At 58.7% G+C, this 19,721-nt stretch carries 14 protein-coding genes, 1 tRNA gene and 1 pseudogene; 4 read left to right on the top strand and 12 right to left on the bottom strand.

What is annotated here, in order from left to right; translation table 11 throughout:
• The coding region (locus tag AC1RTQ_RS10355; RefSeq protein WP_492875447.1) for a transposase at positions 1–597 on the bottom strand (597 nt) is incomplete at its 3' end.
• 608 nt (positions 598–1,205) lie between these two features.
• On the opposite strand from AC1RTQ_RS10355, the gene AC1RTQ_RS10350 reads away from it, so the two are divergent.
• On the top strand, positions 1,206–1,889 hold the full coding sequence (locus tag AC1RTQ_RS10350) for a hypothetical protein (protein ID WP_492875445.1): 684 nt from the start codon (positions 1,206–1,208) through the stop codon (positions 1,887–1,889).
• A 195-nt stretch (positions 1,890–2,084) separates the two neighbouring features.
• Positions 2,085–2,600, top strand: coding sequence for a GNAT family N-acetyltransferase (locus AC1RTQ_RS10345; RefSeq protein ID WP_492875443.1), 516 nt, complete (start codon positions 2,085–2,087; stop codon positions 2,598–2,600).
• A gap of 150 nt (positions 2,601–2,750) precedes the next feature.
• Here the strand turns inward: AC1RTQ_RS10345 and AC1RTQ_RS10340 are convergent, their stop codons facing one another.
• Entirely contained in the window at positions 2,751–3,329 is a 579-nt protein-coding gene (locus tag AC1RTQ_RS10340) for an NADPH-dependent FMN reductase (protein ID WP_492875441.1), read from the bottom strand.
• A gap of 152 nt (positions 3,330–3,481) precedes the next feature.
• Positions 3,482–4,654, bottom strand: coding sequence for a multidrug effflux MFS transporter (locus AC1RTQ_RS10335; protein ID WP_492875439.1), 1,173 nt, complete (start codon positions 4,652–4,654; stop codon positions 3,482–3,484).
• A 144-nt stretch (positions 4,655–4,798) separates the two neighbouring features.
• Between AC1RTQ_RS10335 and AC1RTQ_RS10330 the strand changes: the two genes are divergently transcribed.
• On the top strand, positions 4,799–5,668 hold the full coding sequence (locus AC1RTQ_RS10330; protein ID WP_492875479.1) for a LysR family transcriptional regulator: 870 nt from the start codon (positions 4,799–4,801) through the stop codon (positions 5,666–5,668).
• A 145-nt stretch (positions 5,669–5,813) separates the two neighbouring features.
• Positions 5,814–6,854, top strand: a complete 1,041-nt coding sequence (locus tag AC1RTQ_RS10325; RefSeq protein ID WP_302090104.1) for an IS481 family transposase — start codon at positions 5,814–5,816, stop codon at positions 6,852–6,854.
• 345 nt (positions 6,855–7,199) lie between these two features.
• On the opposite strand, the pseudogene AC1RTQ_RS10320 reads toward AC1RTQ_RS10325, so the two are convergent.
• The 9 genes and pseudogenes from AC1RTQ_RS10320 to AC1RTQ_RS10280 form a co-directional block, all read right to left on the bottom strand.
• Positions 7,200–8,360, bottom strand: a pseudogene (locus AC1RTQ_RS10320) (IS30 family transposase).
• A 227-nt stretch (positions 8,361–8,587) separates the two neighbouring features.
• A tRNA-Sec gene (locus tag AC1RTQ_RS10315) sits at positions 8,588–8,683 on the bottom strand.
• 183 nt (positions 8,684–8,866) lie between these two features.
• Positions 8,867–10,792, bottom strand: a complete 1,926-nt coding sequence (gene selB, locus AC1RTQ_RS10310; RefSeq protein WP_492875437.1) for a selenocysteine-specific translation elongation factor — start codon at positions 10,790–10,792, stop codon at positions 8,867–8,869.
• A gap of 95 nt (positions 10,793–10,887) precedes the next feature.
• Entirely contained in the window at positions 10,888–12,327 is a 1,440-nt protein-coding gene (selA, locus tag AC1RTQ_RS10305; RefSeq protein ID WP_492875435.1) for an L-seryl-tRNA(Sec) selenium transferase, read from the bottom strand.
• Between the two features lie 89 nt (positions 12,328–12,416).
• On the bottom strand, positions 12,417–13,382 hold the full coding sequence (gene fdhE / locus AC1RTQ_RS10300) for a formate dehydrogenase accessory protein FdhE (protein ID WP_492875433.1): 966 nt from the start codon (positions 13,380–13,382) through the stop codon (positions 12,417–12,419).
• A gap of 82 nt (positions 13,383–13,464) precedes the next feature.
• Complete coding sequence (locus tag AC1RTQ_RS10295) at positions 13,465–14,091, bottom strand: formate dehydrogenase subunit gamma (RefSeq protein ID WP_003066500.1); 627 nt, start codon at positions 14,089–14,091, stop codon at positions 13,465–13,467.
• On the bottom strand, positions 14,088–15,017 hold the full coding sequence (fdxH, locus tag AC1RTQ_RS10290; RefSeq protein WP_003079546.1) for a formate dehydrogenase subunit beta: 930 nt from the start codon (positions 15,015–15,017) through the stop codon (positions 14,088–14,090). The genes AC1RTQ_RS10295 and fdxH overlap by 4 nt, the downstream gene beginning before the upstream one ends.
• A 12-nt stretch (positions 15,018–15,029) precedes the next feature.
• Positions 15,030–18,095, bottom strand: coding sequence for a formate dehydrogenase-N subunit alpha (fdnG, locus tag AC1RTQ_RS10285; protein WP_492875430.1), 3,066 nt, complete (start codon positions 18,093–18,095; stop codon positions 15,030–15,032).
• A gap of 233 nt (positions 18,096–18,328) precedes the next feature.
• Positions 18,329–19,504 carry an AI-2E family transporter gene (locus tag AC1RTQ_RS10280; RefSeq protein ID WP_492875428.1) on the bottom strand — a complete coding sequence of 392 codons (1,176 nt, stop codon included), beginning with the start codon at positions 19,502–19,504 and terminating at the stop codon, positions 18,329–18,331.
• Positions 19,505–19,721: the final 217 nt, after the last annotated feature.

Raw genomic sequence — 19,721 nt, 5'->3', positions numbered from 1 at the left:
CATTCTGCGGGTGCGCCTGAGGTGTTCCAGCAGCTCTTTCTTCAAGGCACCGCGCGTTTGAATGAATAGACTGCGGTAGATGGTCTCGTGTGACACGTTGTGGCTCCTATCGCAAGGATACGTTTGCTTGAGCCACCCGGCAATCTGCTCTGGAGACCACCGCATCCGTAATTTGTGGGCCACGATTCGGGCCAAGGTACGGTTCTCAGCCAGCTTGCAGACCTTGGGTCGACAAGATCGCTGCCAGGCAGCGCTGTCGGCCTGAGTCGCTCTGTATCCTTCTTGATCGCCGTTGCGTTTAATCTCTCGACTGACCGTGGATGGCGCTCGTCCGAGCTTGCCTGCAATCGAACGGATGGACTGCCCCTTTGCTACAGAAATCGAGATCTCTTCTCGTTCGGCCAGCGTCAGCGCCAATCTGGAGCGATATCGTTGGGGCGGACGGATACCGCCTGTTCGAGCCAGGATGCCTCCTACCGAACCACACCCTCGATCAAACAGCTTAGCGATCTGATGGAGAGTCCAGCCCGCTTTCCAGCGCTCCCACATCAATGTCTTCTGACTGTCGGTGTAATAGGTTCGTGTCCGGTACTTCATCTGCAACACTCCTTTGACCTAGGTGGGTCATAGTGTGTTGCATCGATCGGTTGAATCCGCCATCCGTTGCTGTCGTTCGTGCTTCGTCAACAGGTGCCTGTTGTGCAGCGATTGCCGTTGCTCGTAGCCGCATCGCGACCAATCCGGTCACCGCTCCAGAGCGGCCATCCGAGCATTGACGCAGGCGACTGCCCAATGACAGGTTTCAGGTGAGCAGTGGACAGTGGCCGTCAGTTGTAGGTCGATCGGTTGCTGGAAGTCGGCTCTCACGGCTCATGAACAGGTGCTGCCGACCCCAAGCAGCCGCACAGCGTAGCGTTACAAAGCCGTCATCAGATGAGCACAGTCCATTCGCCGGGCCTCGCTCCATTCGCAAGCTATAGTGCTTGAAACTTGTGCGCGTACGCGGCTGATGTAGTCATCGTGTTGCCCGAAGCATGGGGGTACGGCGGGTTTTATGGCTAATTCAGGACTGTTTCCAAATGCAGAAAATATGCCGCCAAGCATGGCTGCAATCCCGCCTCCAAGAGTTTTCCGCGCCAACTTAGACCGCAAGTGCCAGATATGGTCAGCTTGGTGCAGCCAACATTACGTTAGGACCTATAGCTATGGAACCTTGGTTTGCAGAAGCGACGGCTGTCGAATCTCTGAAGGCGGAGATTTGCTTCCTGTTAAGGCCGGACTTCTATTTTGGGCCTGATAGGCCTACTGATCCCGCGGACCGTCAACGGCTTGTAGTCCCTCTATCTCTTCCAGACATTCCCCGAGCCACGCAGTCGATGGTAAGAACCTCGGAGGCTATAGGTCACGAGGCGGAGCTTGTCTCCTACTATGATCAGATCGTGCGCGTTGCTCGCGAACATCGTCGCCCATTTAATTCGATCAGGCATCACTTCTGGCTCCGCTTCTGGTTGTGGAATGAAGAGCAGAAGGTCCACATTTCGTTTCCCTGGTATGACAGCTTCTCTGAGATTGACCGATTCATTGAGTCCGTCTCGAACGTTAGCCTTGGCTTGGTCGATCATGACCTAGAGCAAGGCTGGGAAATGGAAGTACACAGCCATAGCGGCATCCTCTTTTTTCGCGAAGGTGATCCAGACGCAGGCGAAACGCACTTCGTCGTTTCCTCACCTCGCGGAAAGCTGGTTGTGGAGCTAACAGAACTACGAGAGCGTGCTGTGGGTTTGATCGAGCGCCTGTCCGATGCTTTGGGTGCAGACGTATGGACTGCATATGTACGAGAAGAGCCGACTTTCATGCCAAACGTACACGGCGGCGGTGGTAAGGCCTAACCCGCTCGAGCCGATTCGCCTCGGCAAGCCGCCGCTCGCGGCTCAGCTTCAACGTTGAATGACCACTTTTTCTTAACGCCACTGGCAGCTCCTGGCCGACTGCGAAGACTCTGCTCGACCCTAAGAAGTCACATGGTGTTAATCACCAAATCTCAGTATTTGGGTGATATTCTGTTGCAGTCTCTTGTCTGGTGAGTGTCCTCAAATAAGAGCGAGATCAGTGCAATCCTCAAATATCAATCTATTATAAATATTCGTCGCGCCAAAGTGGAAGATGCAGAAGATATAAGTGTGCTACTCAATACCTTTGCTGATCGTTTTACATTAGATTTCGATGGGATTGGTGCTGAGCACTTCCTGGATTCGATCACGCCATTGGGTATCGCGAGCATTGTCACCGCTCTAAACTTTTACTATTTGGTTGCAGAAATTGATGGGCACCTGGCAGGTGCTGTCGCACTGCGAGATGGTCGTCATCTTTTTCACCTCTTCGTTGCACCCGAATATCAGCGCAGAGGCATGGCCCGCACGCTTTGGCTTGCAGTGAAACAAGGGGCTTCGGATGGAATTGAAGCCTTTACTGTGAATTCGAGTGTCAACGCAGTTCCCGTATACGAGAGATTCGGGTTTAGGGCTACTGGATTGCGCATTGAAATGAATGGTATAGCCTTTGTGCCGATGAAAGCAGATGTCACGGCGAGTTCGCTCTAGGTATGCAAGGCGTTGTTGCGCAACAACGCCACTTCTATCACTACAAGGACTCACCTTTGGTGGATAGTGCGGAGGTGGGGACCAATAGCTTCAACTGCGACCAGATTTTTTACCGCTTTATCTTGTCATGATGCGTGAAGTATAAATACTTCATTCGGGTTTTTGATGATTTGTGTTAGCGGCGACAAGGCTCGTTCCGCTGCTTTCATGGACTGCTGCAGCAAATTTGAGTAGAAACGACCTGATCTGTGACTCATTCTCTGGTAAATATAAAAAATTCACGACTTCCTCGGGGGATTTTCCAATGAGAGGGACACGTAAAAATAGATGCTCAAGAAAATTATTGCTTAACGTTGAAAGAACCATTCTTAGAGAAGCCAGCATATCGTCACCTCGGTGTGATGCATGTACCAAAACAATGGGCTTTCCAATAACTTCAAAGCGCGAAACCATCCAGTCGATTGCATTCTTTAGACCGCCGGGAATTGCACGGATATATTCGGGACTTGAGATGATGAGGCCATCGTTAGTGGAGACTACTTCTAGGAATTTACGAACTACCAAGGGTGTATTCTCCATTTCGGCATCAGGCGTAAACACTGGTAACGCATGAAGGCGATAGAAAACTGAGATATCTACACCCAATGGAGCTAGGTTTCTCATGGTTTGCAACAACGCCGTATTCGTGGATGCTTCACGTGAGCTGCCTGAGATAGCCAAAATTTTCACGATGTCCTCCTTGTGTCCGAACTAATTCAGTTCAGCCGCTGGCAGACGGCTTCGACAGACTTATGACGAAACGAATGCTGCTACCAAACCAATCCCACATGCTGGAAGCATTCAAGGCCCGGGCGTTGTGGTTCCAGCGGCTTTGAGGGTAGTCAGTCCGCACCCGCCCGGTTTCTAGGTGATGGCAGACAGGTTAACAGAGCAATCAGGCTGAGCACGAAAACCGAGCAGCTAAGCACGCCAAGGCCAGTGCCGAAGGCCGCGCTGACACCCATTGCTACCAGCGCGGCGCTGCCGATCTGAAAGAACCCCACAAGCCCTGAGGCGGTCGCCGCATACCCGTGCTCGCTGGCAACGGCCCCTGACACGGCTAGCGACAGCGACGAACCATTTGCGAGACTAACCAAACACATGGGCAGAACCACGGAGGCCGTGTTATGTAGCCTCAATGCCATCACTGCAAGGAATGCCACACCGCCAAGCACGAAGCACTTGATGCCGGCCGCAAGGATGCGGTCATAGGGCCAGCGATCAAGCAAGCGCTTGGCCTGCAGGTTGGCACCGATGATACCGACCGTCAGCGGCAGGTACAGCCAGCCGCTTTGCTCCTTACTCAAGCCTAGACGTGCGAACAGAAACGGTGACTGGGTCAAGTAGACAAACCAGGCGCAATAGATTGCGCAGACCACCAAGGTATAGCGGCGAAAAGTTTGGTCACGCAGGACATTACTGAAGCCCGCAAAAGGAGCAATCCTAGTACGGGCAGCAATGGGGAGCGTTTCCGGTAACAGCGTTATCACCGTCAACAGTGCAGCGACACCGAACGCGGCGACGAACAGGAAGTCAGACCGCCAGCCAAAAGCAGCAGCTAGGTGACCGCCTATGGCCGGTGCCAGGGCTGGCGACAGCGACACCAATGGGTAGATCACCGCATAGACCTTGGCAGAAGTGCGCTTGTCGCAGGTGTCGGCGATCAGTGCGCGGCCAACGACCAGGCCCGCAGCTGCGCCGACGGCTTCTAGCATGCGCCAGGCCAGGAACCCGTTGTAGCTGGCCGAGATTGCACAACCCACCGAGCCGACTATGTAGAGGGCGATGCCAGCCCGTAGTAGGGGCTTACGGCCATTGCGATCTGACAGTGGCCCGTAGGCCAACTGGGCAATTGCCAGTGCCAACAGGTAGAACGAGATGGTTTGAGGCATTTGCCAGTCGGCCACGCCAAACTCCGTGGCCATGCTTGGCATAGCGGGAAGATAGACGTCTGACGCAATCAGGCCGAAGGCACTAAGCATGGCGACAGTAAGAATGAAGGATAAGCGAGGCATGACTGCTCCCGGCAGCCGGGCGGACCGGTTGCGCATCAAAGGTTCAAAAGGGATGAGCCCATGCTACGCATTTGCCATCCATGTGAAAATGCACAAAAGAGCAGCCTATTGCTGCATATTTGCAGCATGAGCATTGAGGTGGTGATGAATTGGGACGATGTTCGGATATTTCTGGCAATTCAGCGCGCCAGCACCTTGCGCGGGGCGGCGCAGCAACTGCTTATTGACCAGACGACGGTGAGCCGGCGTCTGACCGGATTGGAGCGAGCGCTGGGCAGTCGGCTGTTCCTGCGCACCACAGGCGGCTTGGTACTGACCGACACCGGCCAGGAAGTGCTGCGTATGGCTGAGGACATGGAACGCATGGCAGTCTCCTTCGAGCGCCGCGGCGAAGGTGCCGATGCGCGCGTGGCAGGTGAGGTGCGCGTGACCACCACCGACGCGCTGGCGGTGGACTTCGTGCTTCCTGCTATTGAACACCTGCGCGCCAGCCATCCCGAAGTGCGGGTGATCCTGAGTACTACGACGCGGTTGCTCGATTTGGCGAGGCGGGAGGCCGACATTGCTGTACGTACCCTGCGGCCAGAGCAACCTGACTTGATTGTTCGCCAGCTCGGCTGCTGGGAAGTCGGCCTTTACGCCACCGGAGACTATCTGGCAAAACATGGTAAACCGCGCCCCGGGCAAGGCCTTGCGAATCACGATATTGCGCTTTACCAGCAAGGTGTGACTGGCCGGCAAGACGACACTCTGGCGGGTGAATCCAGGTCTCAGGCTCGCGTGGTTGCCGAACTAGACTCGAGTTTGATGCTCGCCACATTTGTGCGTGCCGGCCTGGCCATAGGCGAGTTACCTGAGTATCTGGCTAGGCGCGATCCTGCGCTAGTGCGGTTGTGGCCGCAGCGCCGTAGGTCCATGCCTTACGAAGCATGGCTGGTGCTGCACCAAGACTTGGCGCGGACATCCAGAGTCCGTGTCGTCGTGGAAGCAATTACATCGGCTTTTGCTGATTAAACGTCAGGCATGCGCAAACCACGTAATTTGTAGAAGTTCAGACTTGATCTGACAGTGGGCCTTGCCAATAGGTGAGGTTTCCCGTTTTGATAAGGGTACGAATCTTTATCAATCCGGGCGCGCGAGCGCCCAACGGAGAAACCTCATGAACAGTTTCAACCAAACCATCATTCGGCACAAGGTCGGCCTACTCAATCTGGCCAGTGAGCTGGGCAACATCTCCAAGGCATGCAAAGTCATGGGCGTGTCCCGTGACACCTTTTATCGCTATCAGCATGCCCACGAAGAAGGTGGCGTTGAAGCCCTGATCCAGACCTCTCGGCGAAAGCCCAATCCCAAGAACCGGGTTGATGAAGCCATTGAAGCGGTTGTCCTCGCCTATGCCCTTGAGCAGCCAGCGCATGGACAGTTGCGTGCCAGCAATGAATTACGCCAGCGGGGCATCTTTGTGTCGCCATCCGGTGTGCGCTCCATCTGGATGCGCCATCAACTGGCCAGCTTCAAACAGCGTCTGTCAAACCTGGAGGCCGAGGTCGCCAAAACTGGCGCTGTGCTCACCGAAGCCCAGGTGACAGCCTTGGAGAAAAAGCGTGAAGATGAGCTGGCCTGCGGAGAAATCGAAACCGCCCATCCCGGTTATCTGGGTAGCCAGGACACCTTCTATGTGGGCTCGATCAAGGGAGTCGGGCGCATCTACCAGCAGACCTTTGTGGACACCTATTCCAAATGGGCCGCTGCCAAGCTCTACACCACAAAAACACCGATCACGGGTGCTGATCTGCTCAATGACCGGGTGCTGCCGTTCCTGGCCGAGCAAGGCATGGGGCTGTTGCGAATCTTGACCGACAGGGGCACGGAGTATTGCGGTAAGGCCGAAACGCACGACTACCAGCTGTACCTAGCCGTCAATGACATTGAACACACCAAGACGAAGGTGCGTCACCCGCAGACCAATGGCATCTGCGAGCGATTCCACAAGACCATCCTGCAGGAGTTCTACCAGGTGGCGTTCAGGCGCAAGATCTACCGATCAATTGACGAGCTGCAAACGGATCTGGACGACTGGATCAATTACTACAACGGGCAGCGAACACATCAAGGCAAGATGTGCTGTGGCCGGACGCCGCTGCAAACGCTGATGGATGCAAAGGAGGTGTGGGACGACAAGGTAAAAGAGCTGAATTAATCTGACAGCCGTACCGTCCGAAACGGGAGCATCTGTCAGATCAGATCGGAACTTCTACACGTAATTATTATTGGGGGTGAGGGCCGAGAAGCTATGACGTCGAGCAACTTTTCGTCTTCGTTTATTGAGCCAACGGCTCCTGCACAGCTCAGGCCATTAACGCATATGCCCTCAGCGGATGTATTCATCTTCAGTGCTTGGTTCGGGCGCTAGTGGTTGGCCGTAGCCTGCTTTTATGAGGTGAGCGCGTGCCACACCATCACCGTGTGCCACTCCAGTTCGCCTTACAGCAGTTAAGGCAGCGACCGCTTCGATAGGAGGAGCAGTCGGTAGGGGCTTGTGGATTCAACCGATCGATGCAACGCACTCGTTAAACATCTCAGCCGGGGTTCTGTACCCTAAGGTCTTCCTGGGCCACTCATTCAATTTTCTCGCAATCGCATCCAGTTCATCGTGCGAGTAGCCTGCGATATCAATTCCCTTTTGGAAGATACTGCCTCAATAGGCCATTGGTGTTTTCGTTTGTTCCGCGCTGCCATGGGTTTTGCGGATCGCAGAAGTGCACCTGGATGTCTGTGGCCACGGTGAAGCGTTTGTGGCCCGCCGTTTCCGATCCCCGATCCCAGGTCAAGGAACGGTAGAGCTCTTGTGGCAAGGTCGTTGCATGCTTGGCCAGCGCCGCAGCAACGGTGCAGGAGTCTTTGTCCACCAACTTGATCAGCATCACGTAGAGCGTCTGACGCTCCACCAGCGTCGCAATCTGGCTGTAGGCATTGCCAAACAACAGCTCGTCCTTCCAGTGCCCTGGCACTGCCCGATCCTCGATGCAGGCTGGCCGCTCGCTGATGGGCACGGCATCGGCGATCCGTCCATGGATGGGGGTCTTCTGGGTGTAGTGGCGCGAGCGACGCATCCCCTGGTGCGCCGCAAGTGCTCCAGTAGTTCTTTCTTGAACGCCCTGCGGGTTTGGACGAATAGCGTGCGGTAGATGGCTTCGTGAGACACCTGCAAATCCTTGTCGTCCAAGTAAGTTCGTTTGAGCCACCCCGCTATTTACTCGGGCGACCACTGGCTCTGCAATTTAACCGCCACGATTTGAGCCAGCGCTGGGTTGCTGGCCAGCTTGCACGTCTTTGGGCGGCATGCCCTCTCCCAGGCAGTCTCGTCGGCTTTCGCTGCCCGGTAGCGCGTTTTGCTGCCATTGCGCAGGAGTTCACGGCTGATGGTGGACGCTGCGCGTTTCAACCGCCTAGCTACACAGCGGATGGATTCACCGGCGGCCAGGCTGCGCGATATTTCCTCGCGCTCGGCCAAAGACAGCGCCAAGCGCGCTCGGTGTCTTGCAGCAGGCCGGATGCCACCCGTTACGCTCAGGATGGTGTGAATGGAGGTGTGCGGCCGGTCAAACAGCTTGCCGATCCCGTGCAAGGTATCGCCAGCTTTCCAGCGATCCCACATCAGTGCCTTCTGGGCTTCGGTGTAGTAAATCCGCGGTCTTTGCTTCATGCCAACACTACTTCCGCCAGAGGCGGTCATTGTGTTGCAACGACCGGTTGAACCCGCCGTCGATTGCTGTCGGTGGTCAGTACCAGCAGGCCGGCCATCTCTTCGCTGAATGCTGGTCATTGAGAACCAGCGCCTGTACCCAGCTCCAGCGAGATTTCCGCTGCCTTGCGCGGAATGGCAATGGCCCGTTGTGGTCGCTTCGCATTAACGGTTGCAAACCGTAATCCTGGCGGAAAGCAGCTGGAGTCGAACCAACCCGGGAGCGGCTGACGCCCCCCACCGGGTTTGAAGCCCGGCCGCGCCACCGGGCACGATTGCCTTCCTTTGAGTCAAGCGTGGCAACTGCCACTCTTGTAGAAGATAGGACAGTGATTGTAGCCAGCAATCCGGTACCCGATGACAAAAGCACGTCAAGACCGCATATCCCGCTCTACTCTGATTTGATAGCTTGTTGCGCAAGCGGGATAAGGAACCTGGAATGATTTCTATCTGTTTTCCTTGCAGGCTCAGCGTGGCGTGCTATTCCAATGTACGTCAGGGCGCAGCAGATGGACGTCGCGCACGCGGCGCGTGTAGCCGGTGCGGTCGAAGAATTCGAGAATCTGGATGGCGCGCTTGCGGCCCAGACCAGTTGCGTCGCGGAAGGCGCTAGCTTCCACTTCCCCTCTGGCGTGCCGGCTGGCGATGTCGGCAACCAGGGCGGCGAGCTCATCCATGCGCGCCGGTGTATAGAACAAATCCTTGACGACCTGGAACAGCTGGCCCTGGCGCGAAAGCTTTTTGAGCAGCTGGCGCACGAGCTCTTCGCCCGCCGCATGGTCGCGCGCCAGATCACGCACCCAGGGCGGGTCATAGCGGCCTGCAGTGATGGCGGGCAGCAGCTTTTCGGCCAGCGTCTGCTCGGCACCGCTCAGCTGCACGCTGTGTTGCGGCAAATGCAGCCAGGCACCGGTGCTGGCTAGCAGCTGGCTGCTGAGCAGGGCATCGACCAGGCCTTGATAGAGCGCGTCGTAGCTGCCTTGCTGCAGGCCGGGCAAGGCCATGCGCCTCAGTCTGGCCGCGTTGACGCCGGGCTCGTCGGGCGATTTTTCGTGAAAGCGCGCCAGGCTGTCGATGACCTGGGTCTGCAGCTGCTGCCAGCGCTGCAGGCCCAGCACCAGGGCATCGCCGCCGGCAATGGGTAACTGGATGGTGTCGGCAAGGCTGGACTCGGGGAAGGCATGGCCGCTCAGCCGCACCAGCTGCGAACGCTCAATGCCGTGTGGGGCCTGTGCAATCAGTGGCCCGAAGTCGCTGCGGGCTATGAGCTGCTCCATGGCGTCGAGGTAGGCCATGCGCTCTGCGCTGCGGCGCTTGCGGCTCGGGGCATAGGGGTCGAGCACCATGCCGCCGGCGATGGTGCGGCTGGCCTGGGCGTTGCGCAGAATCAGGCGGTCGCCGGGCAGGGCGAAGACCGGCGTATCCAGCACCAGCTGCACGCGGGCCTCGGTACCGGGCTCTATGCCTTGGTCCTGCAGCAGTGCCACATGGCCTGTGGTGCGCTTGGTGCCCAGGTGCACATGGACAGGCGTCCACTGGGCCAGCAAGGGCGCTTCGCTAAGCAGGTGCAGATGAATATCGAGGCGGTCCGTGGCCTGTAGCAGGCGCGGGTCCATGATCCAGTCGCCGCGTTCGATCTCGTCCTTGCCTATGCCTGCCAGGTTCAGTGCGCAGCGCTGGCCGGCGACGCCGCTGTCGCTGCTCTGGTTCTGCGCATGAATGCTGCGCACGCGCACGGCCTGCCCGCTGGCCGAGTGCGCCAGCGTGTCGCCCACCCGCACCTGGCCATTGAAGACCGTGCCCGTGACCACCGTGCCCTGGCCCGGCAGCGTGAAGACGCGGTCCACGGCGAGCCGGAACAGGCCGTCCCGGGGGCGTGCCTGCATCATCTGGGCCTGCACCTGCAGATGTTCGCGCAAAGCCTGTACGCCGGCGTTGCCGGGTTCTGCGGCATTGGTCTCGAAGATGGGGCTGCCCGCCAGCGCAGTGACGCCGAGAATGGCGTTGATTTCGCGGTGCACGTCGGCAATGCGCTGCGGCAGCACGCGATCGACCTTTGTCAGCGCCACGCTGCCACGCCTGACACCCAGCAGCTGCAGAATTTCCAGATGCTCTATGGTCTGGGGCATCACGCCGTCGTCGGCAGCCACGACCAGCAGGGCGTGATCAATGCCCACAGCACCGGCAGCCATGGTGTGGACGAATTTCTCGTGGCCCGGCACGTCGATGATGCCCAGCACATCGCCGTTGGGCAGCGGGCTGTAGGCATAACCGAGTTCTATGGAAATGCCGCGGGCTTTCTCTTCCTTGAGGCGATCGGTTTCCACCCCCGTGAGCGCACGCACCAGCGTGGTTTTGCCGTGGTCGATATGGCCTGCGGTTCCGATGATCATGGTGTGCTTATAGTCTTGATAGCTGCTGGCGCTTGTGTCTCAAGCGATGCAAGGTGTTTTTATAAAATTCCAGGGGCCGGGGCCATGGTGCTGGCTCAGGCCAGCAGCGGCAGTTGCGCGGCAAACAGGGCCTGGGCCGGGTTTTCCAGGCAGCGCAGATCCAGCCACAGAGCGTCGTCATGCAGGCGCCCGATCACCGGCCGGGGCAGGCCACGAAAGCGCGCTTCGAGCCGGGTTAGTTGGCGACCCGCCTGCTTGCCGCTGGCCGGATAAATCCTGAGGCCGAAGCTGGGCAGATTTTCCACGGGCAGGGCGCCGCTGCCGATCTGGCTGTTCATGGCAGTGGTCTCCACCACATAGTCCTGGCCCAGTGCCTGCTGAAGCAGAGGCTGCAGCTGCTCGGCCTGGGCCTGCATGTCGGCGGCCTTGCGCGTAAACAGACGCAGCGTGGTCAGCTCCTGGGCGAGCTTTTCGGGGTTCAGATACAGGCGCAGCGTGGGCTCCAGCGCTGCCAGCGTGATCTTGCCCACGCGCAGCGCGCGCTTGAGCGGGTTCTTCTTGATTTGGGCAATCAGCTCCCGCTTGCCGACGATGATGCCGGCCTGCGGGCCGCCCAGGAGCTTGTCGCCGCTGAAGGTGACGATGTCGGCGCCGGACTCGACCGTCTCGCGCACCGTGACTTCATAGGGCAGTCCCCAGTCGCGCATGTCGATCAGTGTGCCGCTGCCCAGGTCGACGATCATGGGCAGATTGCTGTCATGTGCAATGCGGGCGACATCGGCGTCGCTTACCGCCTTGGTAAAGCCGGTGATGGCGTAGTTGCTGCAATGCACCTTCATGAGCGCCGCCGTATTCATGCCTATGGCCGCTGCATAGTCTTTCTCGTGGGTGCGGTTGGTGGTGCCGATTTCGACCAGCCGGGCACCGGCGCGGGTCATGACGTCGGGGATGCGGAAGGCTCCGCCGATTTCCACCAGCTCGCCGCGCGAGACCACCACTTCACGGCCCATAGCCATGGTGGACAGCACCAGCAGCACGGCAGCGGCGTTGTTGTTGACAACGGTCGCGGCTTCGGCGCCGGTCAGCTCGCAGATCAGCGACTCGACCAGGTCGTCGCGATCGCCGCGGCTGCCGTCATCAAGGTCATATTCCAGATTGGCCGGGGAGCTCATGGCCTGGACCACGGCATCGATCGCGGCCTGCGGCAGCAATGCGCGGCCCAGATTGGTGTGCAGCACCGTGCCGGTGAGGTTGAAGACGGCTTGCAGGCGTGGCGCAAACCGGGCCTGAAGCTGGCGTTGTGCCGCTTGCACAATGCTGCCGATGTCGGCCTGCACGCTCTGGCCGGGCTGATCGGCAAAACCCAGGAGCTGCTGGCGCAGCCCCGTCAGCACATCGCGTACTGCCTTGGTGCAGGCGTCCAGGCCATAGGACTCGCGCAGCACCTGCATCTCGGTCGCGAGCAAGACCTTGTCCACGGCGGGAAGCTGAGATGGGTGCGAAATTTCAGGGGCGGTCGCTGCGGTATTGCTCATGGCCAGGGTGTGTCGGGTCGTCGGAAAAATGAAAAAGGCGGCAGGAGTTCCTGCCGCCTTCATTATGGTGGCGGTTGGAGCCGGCAGGTTTACGCCGCAGGGTCCACCAGCTCGTGGTCGGCCTCGCCTTGCTGCTCTTCGGCCACGGCCACAAACAACAGAGGGTTGGCGCTGGCGCGCTGGAACTGGGTCTCGCTCATCAGCAGATCCAGCATCAGGGTGGCCAGATCGTCCACGAGGGGTTCGACCATGGGGTTCTTTTCCTGATTCACGATCTTGCGGTAGCTGCCGCACTCGTCGCAGGTCTCGGCCAGAACTTCTTCGCCCGCACCGTCAATGCCCTGGTAGTGGATGCCCTTGGTCGATTCGCAGTGCGTGCACTTGACGCGAACCATATGCCATTCGCAGGCACAGGTGCCGCAATGCGCGTAACGGTGACCAGCCACTTTGCCGCCAATGCGGATGACGCTGGCCACAGGCTCGCTGGCGCAGACGGGGCAGATGTTGGTGGGGTCTGTGTAGGGAACGTCTCTGGGGCTGAGTTTGGACGAGCGCTTGGCGAAAGCCACCTGCAATGCTGCCATGATGAAAGGGGCCAGACCCACATGGCGTGCGGCTACTTCTTTTTGCAGCAGCTTTTTGGCGATGTCTTCTCGGATTTCGGGCTCAAGTGCGCGTAGTTCCTTGAGCAGGGGCTGCAGGGGCTCGGGTAGGCCTTCGCTGCTTTGCAGCGTGTCGAGCATATTGTCCAGCACTGTCTGCCAGATGGGATCGATGTTGTCCACAGCGGGCAGCAGGGGCATGGAATGCTCCTGGGCACGTGCCATCAGGGTGGCATCGGCGGGTTCGACTTCCACAGCGCTCACGGCTTTGTGCTGTGCGTCCATGATCTGGGCCACAAACAGCAGATAGTCTGCAATGGGATTGCCATTGGCCAGCTGGCGCAGGCGTGCAGCGCGTTCGGCGAACAGACTGCTTACCTGGGGCAGCAAGATGCGGGGAAAGCTGGTGTGATCCAGTGCTTCGATTTCACCGGGTTGAAGAATGCGTTGCATTGACAGGGTTTCCAAATGAGTCAGCCGCCGAGCGCCGATAAACGCTTGGCGGCTGGGTTGTTAGGGGAGAGGACTAAAAACCTTAGTCGTTGTCACCCGTCATCTTGCGGTACCAGCCGCGGTGGTGTTGCTTGGCCCAGGCTCGCGTTACTGTGCCATAAAGCATGGCGCGAATGGTGCCCCGGGTCCAGATGGCGGCATACACGTGCATGATGATCAGACCGATCATCCACACGGCAGCGATGGCGTGAACCACCGAAGCCGCTCGCACCACGTTGACCGGCAATGTCCACCAAGCGCGCCACATCAGAAAGCCGGTGATCACGATCAGCAGCATGCCGATCACCAGGCCCCAGAACAACAGCTTCTGACCACCGTTGTACTTGCCTTGTTCAGGCATGTCGTGGTCGTCGCCATCGATCATCTTGTTGACGTTCTTGAGCCATTCGATGTCGCGCGGCTCAACGATGTTGAGCTTGGCGAAACGGCAGGCCATGATGACGAAGAATGCGCCCATGACAACCCCGATGTAGGGGTGCAGGATGCGGGTCCAGGGGCCGCCACCGAACAGATTGGTCAACCAGAAGAAGGCCGGGTGAAAGAACGCCAGACCGGACAGGGCCAGCAAGATGAAGCAAATGCCTACCACCCAGTGGTTGGCGCGCTCCGATGCGTTGTAGCGCACGAGGTCGCGAGGATTGCGTTTCATTTGCCGTTCTCCTTGTTCAGCGCTTCGGCGTCCTTGCGTTCCATTTCATCTTCAAGGTCCTTGGACACGTCGTTGGGTCCCTTGGTGATGTAGTGGAACAGGCTGCCGATTGCGGCTGCACCCAGTGCGGCCATGGCCAGAGGCTTGGCTACACCCTTCCACAGCGACACCATGGGGCTGATGGACGGATCGTCCGGCAGGCCCTTGTACAGCGAAGGCTTGTCAGCGTGATGCAGAACGTACATCACGTGCGTGCCACCCACGCCTTGCGGGTCGTAGAGACCTGCCTTTTCGTAGCCGCGTTCCTTGAGGTCCACGACACGGCGGGACGCTTGCTCCTGCATGGCTTCCTTGGTGCCAAACTGGATAGCGCCGGTGGGGCAGGTCTTGACGCAGGCGGGCTCCTGGCCAACAGCCACGCGATCCGAACACAAGGTGCACTTGTACGCCTTGTTGTCCTTCTTGGAGATGCGCGGAATGTTGAACGGGCAGCCCGTGACGCAGTAGCCGCAGCCCACGCACTGGTCTTGCTGGAAGTCCACGATGCCGTTGGCATATTGGACGATGGCGCCAGGCGAGGGGCAGGCCTTCAGGCAGCCTGGGTCTTCGCAGTGCATGCAGCCGTCCTTGCGGATCAGCCATTCCAGGTTGCCTGTGGCTTCGTTTTCGTACTCGGCAAAGCGCATCACGGTCCACGACTCCGACGTCAGATCCGTCGGGTTGTCGTAGACGCCTGCGGCAACCGTGCCGATTTCGTCGCGAAGGTCGTTCCACTCCATGCAGGCAGTCTGGCAAGCCTTGCAGCCAATGCATTTGGAGACGTCGATCAGCTTGGCGACTTCCCCCGCGTGCGCACCGCGTGCGCTGGGTGCGGGGGTCGTCGTGGCAGAACGGCGTTTGATATCGAGAGACATGGTTGAGGACATCAGCGTGGCTCCTTAGATCTTTTCCACCTTCACGAGGAAGGTCTTGGATTCAGGGGTCAAGCTGTTACCGTCACCCACGGAGGCTGTCAGGTTGTTCGCCAGATAGCCCTTGCGTCCCGTCGTGGAGAAGCCCCAGTGAATAGGCACACCCACGTGATGGATGGTCTTGCCATCGATCTTCATGGGCTTGATGCGCTTGGTCACCACGGCCACGGCCTTCACGAAACCGCGCTTGGACGAAACCTTGACCTTCTGGCCGGTCTCTATGCCCAGTTCCTTGCCCAGTGCCTCGCCGATTTCCACGAACTGCTCGGGCTGAACGATGTTGTTCAGCTGAACGTGCTTGGTCCAGTAGTGGAAGTGCTCGGTCAGGCGGTAGGTCGTGCCCACGTGCGGGTAGTCCTTGGGATCGCCCTGGGTGCCCTTGGCGGTTTCCAGGATGCGTATCACGGGGCTGATGACGGCCAGCTTGTTGTTGGGGTACATGGGGTTGTAGCCCAGCGGGTTGTCAAACGCCTCGTAATGCGTGGGAAACGGACCTTCTGCCATACCCTTGCGGGCGAACAGGCGTGCCACCCCTTCGGGGTTCATGATGAAGGGGTTGATCACCTCAGGATCCAGGCCCACGGCCACGTCCGGCACATCCGCACCGCCCCATTGCTTGCCGTTCCACTTGATCAGCACGCGTTCGGGGTTGAAGGGCTTGCCCTGGCGGTCGCAGGATGCGCGGTTGTACAGCACACGGCGGTTGGCTGGCCAGGCCCAGGCCCAGTTCAGCGTGTTGCCTATGCCTGTCGGGTCGCTGTTGTCGCGGCGCGCCATCTGGTTGCCGGACGAGGTCCAGCTGCCAGCCCAGATCCAGCAGCCGCCCAGGGTGGTGCCGTCATCGCGCATTTCGCCGAAGCCCGCCAGCTGCTCGCCGGCCTTGCGGATGAGCTTGGTGGGGTCCTTGGGGTCGAACAGATCCACCAGCGCACGACCGTTGTATTCCTTGGCCACTTCCTCGGAGGAGGGGTGATCGGCTTCGGCATAAGGCCAGTACAGATTGGTGATGGGCTCGGAGAACTTGCCACCGTCCTTCTGGTAGAGAGCCTTCAGGCGCAGGTGCAGGCCGGACATGATGGCAATGTCGGTCTTGGCCTCTCCCGGGGGCTCGGCAGCCTTCCAGTGCCACTGCAGCACGCGCGAGGAACTGACCACGGCACCGTCCTCTTCAGCGAAGCAGGTGGTAGGCAGGCGGAACACCTCGGTTTGAATCGAAGCCGAGTCCACGTCGTTGAATTCGCCGTGGTTCTTCCAGAATTCCGAAGTTTCTGTGACCAGCGGATCCATGATGACCAGGAACTTCAGCTTCTTGAGACCTTCGCGCACGCTGTTGCTGTTGGCCAGAGCCGCCAAGGGGTTGAAGCCTTGAGCGATGTAGCCGTTGACCTTGCCCTGCGTCATCATCTCGAAGATCTGCAGCATGTCGTACTGCTTGTCCAACTTGGGCAGGTAGTCGAACGCCCAGTTGTTTTCAGCAGTCGCGGCCGCTCCCCACCACGCCTTCATCAGGCTGACATGGAACTTGGGCGTGTTCGACCAGTAGTTCATCTGACCAGGGCGCAGCAGCTTGGGTGTGCGGGTGGCGATGTACTGGTTGTAGTCCTGTTCGGCTTCGTTCGGCAGCGTCAGGTACCCGGGAAGCGAAGCAGACAGAATGCCCAGGTCCGTCAGGCCCTGGATGTTGGAGTGGCCGCGCAGCGCGTTCATGCCGCCGCCAGCGATACCGATATTGCCCAGCAGCAGCTGGATCATGGCACCGGTACGCAGAATCTGCGCACCCGTGGTGTGCTGAGTCCAGCCCAGAGCGTACAAGATGGTGGCAACACGGCCGGCTTCAGCGGTCGACGCAAGCTTCTCGCACACGTGCAGGAATTTTTCCTTGGGTGTGCCGCAGATGGATTCCACCTTCTCGGGCGTATAGCCGGCGTAGTGCTTCTTGAGCCATTGATAGACGCAGCGAGGGTGTTCCAGCGTGGGATCGACCTTCACGAAGCCATCGTCACCGAGCTCATAGTCCCAGGAGGCCTTGTCGTACGTGCGCTTTTCGGGGTTGTAGCCGGAGAAAATCCCTTCGTCGAACGCAAAGTCCTCGCGCACGATGAATGAGAAGTCCGTGTAGTTCTTCACATACTCGTGGTGAATCCTGTCGTTTGTCAGCAGGTAATTGATCACGCCACCGAGGAAGACGATGTCCGAGCCGGAACGGATCGGTGCATAGAAGTCAGCCACGGATGCCGAGCGGTTGAAGCGCGGATCGACCACCATGAAGTGAGCCTTGTTGTGCTCCTTCGCTTCGGTCACCCACTTGAAGCCGCAGGGGTGTGCTTCGGCGGCATTGCCGCCCATGATCAAAATAACGTCCGCGTTCTTGATGTCGACCCAATGGTTCGTCATCGCTCCACGGCCAAACGTCGGGGCAAGACCTGCCACCGTCGGGCCGTGTCAGACACGTGCTTGGTTGTCGAGTGCAAGAAGGCCCCAGGAGCGGGCCACTTTGTGCGTGATGTAGCCAGCTTCATTGCTGGAGGCCGAAGCGGCCAGCATGCCGGTGGTCAGCCAGCGGTTGACCTTCTGGCCCTTTTCGTTGGTTTCAACGAAATTGGCGTCGCGGTCTTCCTTGAGCAGCTTGGCGATGCGATTCAGTGCCTCGTCCCATGACATACGCTTCCACTCGGACGAGCCGGGAGCGCGGTATTCGGGGTACTTGAGGCGGCTGGGGCTGTGGACAAAGTCCAGCAGCGATGCACCCTTGGGACACAGCGTGCCGCGATTGACCGGATGATCCGGGTCGCCTTCCACGTGCATCACGGACAGACGGGAGTTTTTCCCGCCGTCGCCCAGGGAATACATAAGGATGCCGCAACCTACGGAGCAGTAGGTGCAGGTTTGACGGGTTACGGTGGTGGCTGACAGTTTGTACTGTCGCACCTCAGCAAGGGCGGCTGTGGGTGAGAAACCCATCAGCGCCAAGCTCGAACCCGCCAGAGTCGAACCAGTCACTTTCATGAACTGGCGTCTGGAGAATTGGTCCATTGTGGGGTACCTTTTCGTATGAACGCTTATGTGAAAGCAAATTTTACGACCCCCCTCATTTTTGATAGCAGTTACAAACCCTTAATTCTTGAGTAACGTTGAGCGACTTTGAGTTTTATGTTTCGCTTTTGTTTTTCTTAATCGCAGCGATAGCTTTCAACCTACGCCTCTCAACCTATCAACTTTCAGCTCGAAAAGCCATCGGTCAGCAGGCTGAATTGAACAGAAAATTCCTAATCTGTGTCGCTTTTCCGTGTTTCGGCAGGAGGAGGGGCGATGGTGGGGGCGAGGCCTTCTGCAGGCTGCTGCGGATCGGTCGTTGTGCGTTTTTGCGCGATTTCCCGATTCAGCAGCTTCTCCTCCTGCTCTTGCATGGTGGTAAACAACTCCCATGCCGCCATGAACAAGGCGGCAATGGCCGGACCGAGCACAAAGCCCGAAAGACCGAACAAGGCCATGCCCCCCAGGGTGGAGATCAGCACCACATAGTCAGGCATCTTGGTGTCCTTGCCGACCAGCAGGGGGCGCAGCACGTTATCCACCAGGCCGATGACCAGCACGCCATAGGTCGCCAGGATCAAGCCCTTGGTGAGGGCGCCTGTGGCCAGGAAGTAGATCGCAACCGGCCCCCAGACCAGGCCCGCCCCCACTGCGGGCAGCAAGGACAGAAAAGCCATCACCACGGCCCAGAGCACAGCGCCCTGAATGCCCAGAATCCAGAAAATCAGGCCCCCCAGCGCACCCTGAGCCGCAGCGACGGCCAGATTGCCCTTGACCGTGGCCCGGATGACGGTGATGAACTTGGTGGCCAGCTCGCGCTTGTGCTCGGGGGCGAGCGGTGTGGCAGCCCAGATGCGTGCGACCAGTTCCTTGCCGTCGCGCAGCAGAAAGAAGATGAGATAGAGCATGACGCCGAATCCCACGACAAAGCCCAGGGTGTTCTGTCCCAGTCCCACGGCCTTGGTGGCCGCGAGCTTGCTGGCCTGCAGCGCGATGTTGGAGAGCTTGGTCTGGATTTCGTCCAGAGTGCCCAGGTGCAGCTTTTCCATCCACGGCGTCAGCCAGGAGGGAAGTGCATTGAAGACCTGCTCCACATAGCTGCCGGCCGAGAGGTTGCCGCTGCTGACCTGGTCATAGATGGCCGAGGTCTCCTTGATGAGCGACAGTCCTATCAGAGACAGCGGCAAAATGACCATTACCAGACTAATTAGCAAGGTTGCCAGTGCAGCCAGGGTCGGCCTGTTGGGCATGCGCATCAGCAGCTTGCGGTGCAGGGGAGCGAAGACGATGGCAAACACCACGCCCCAGAAGATGGCAACGGCATATTCTTCAAGAACCAAGCCGAATCCGGCGGTTACTGCTATCAAAAGAAGAATGAATGCACGTTTGTGAAGCGGCAAAAGCGGCATGCGAATCCTTGTTTATGGAGTTCCCGCAATGTAAGCGACTCCCCGGGGTGTAAACATCTTGTCTTTTATAAGACCAAGACTTTGAACAGTGGCACAATGGCTGCCGCAACTCCAGGCCCTTCCCCAGCCACAGTCGCATCCGCCAATCGGTACAGCCGTGTCGCGGGAGGTTCTACAAACCAGCTAATGCTTTCCGAAGGAAAGCGGAGGTCAGCGA

This window comes from Comamonas sp. GW821-FHT11H03 (assembly GCF_058807955.1).
The sequence above is the reverse complement of the archived record's forward strand: the minus strand, read 5'-3'. Positions and strand labels throughout refer to the sequence as shown.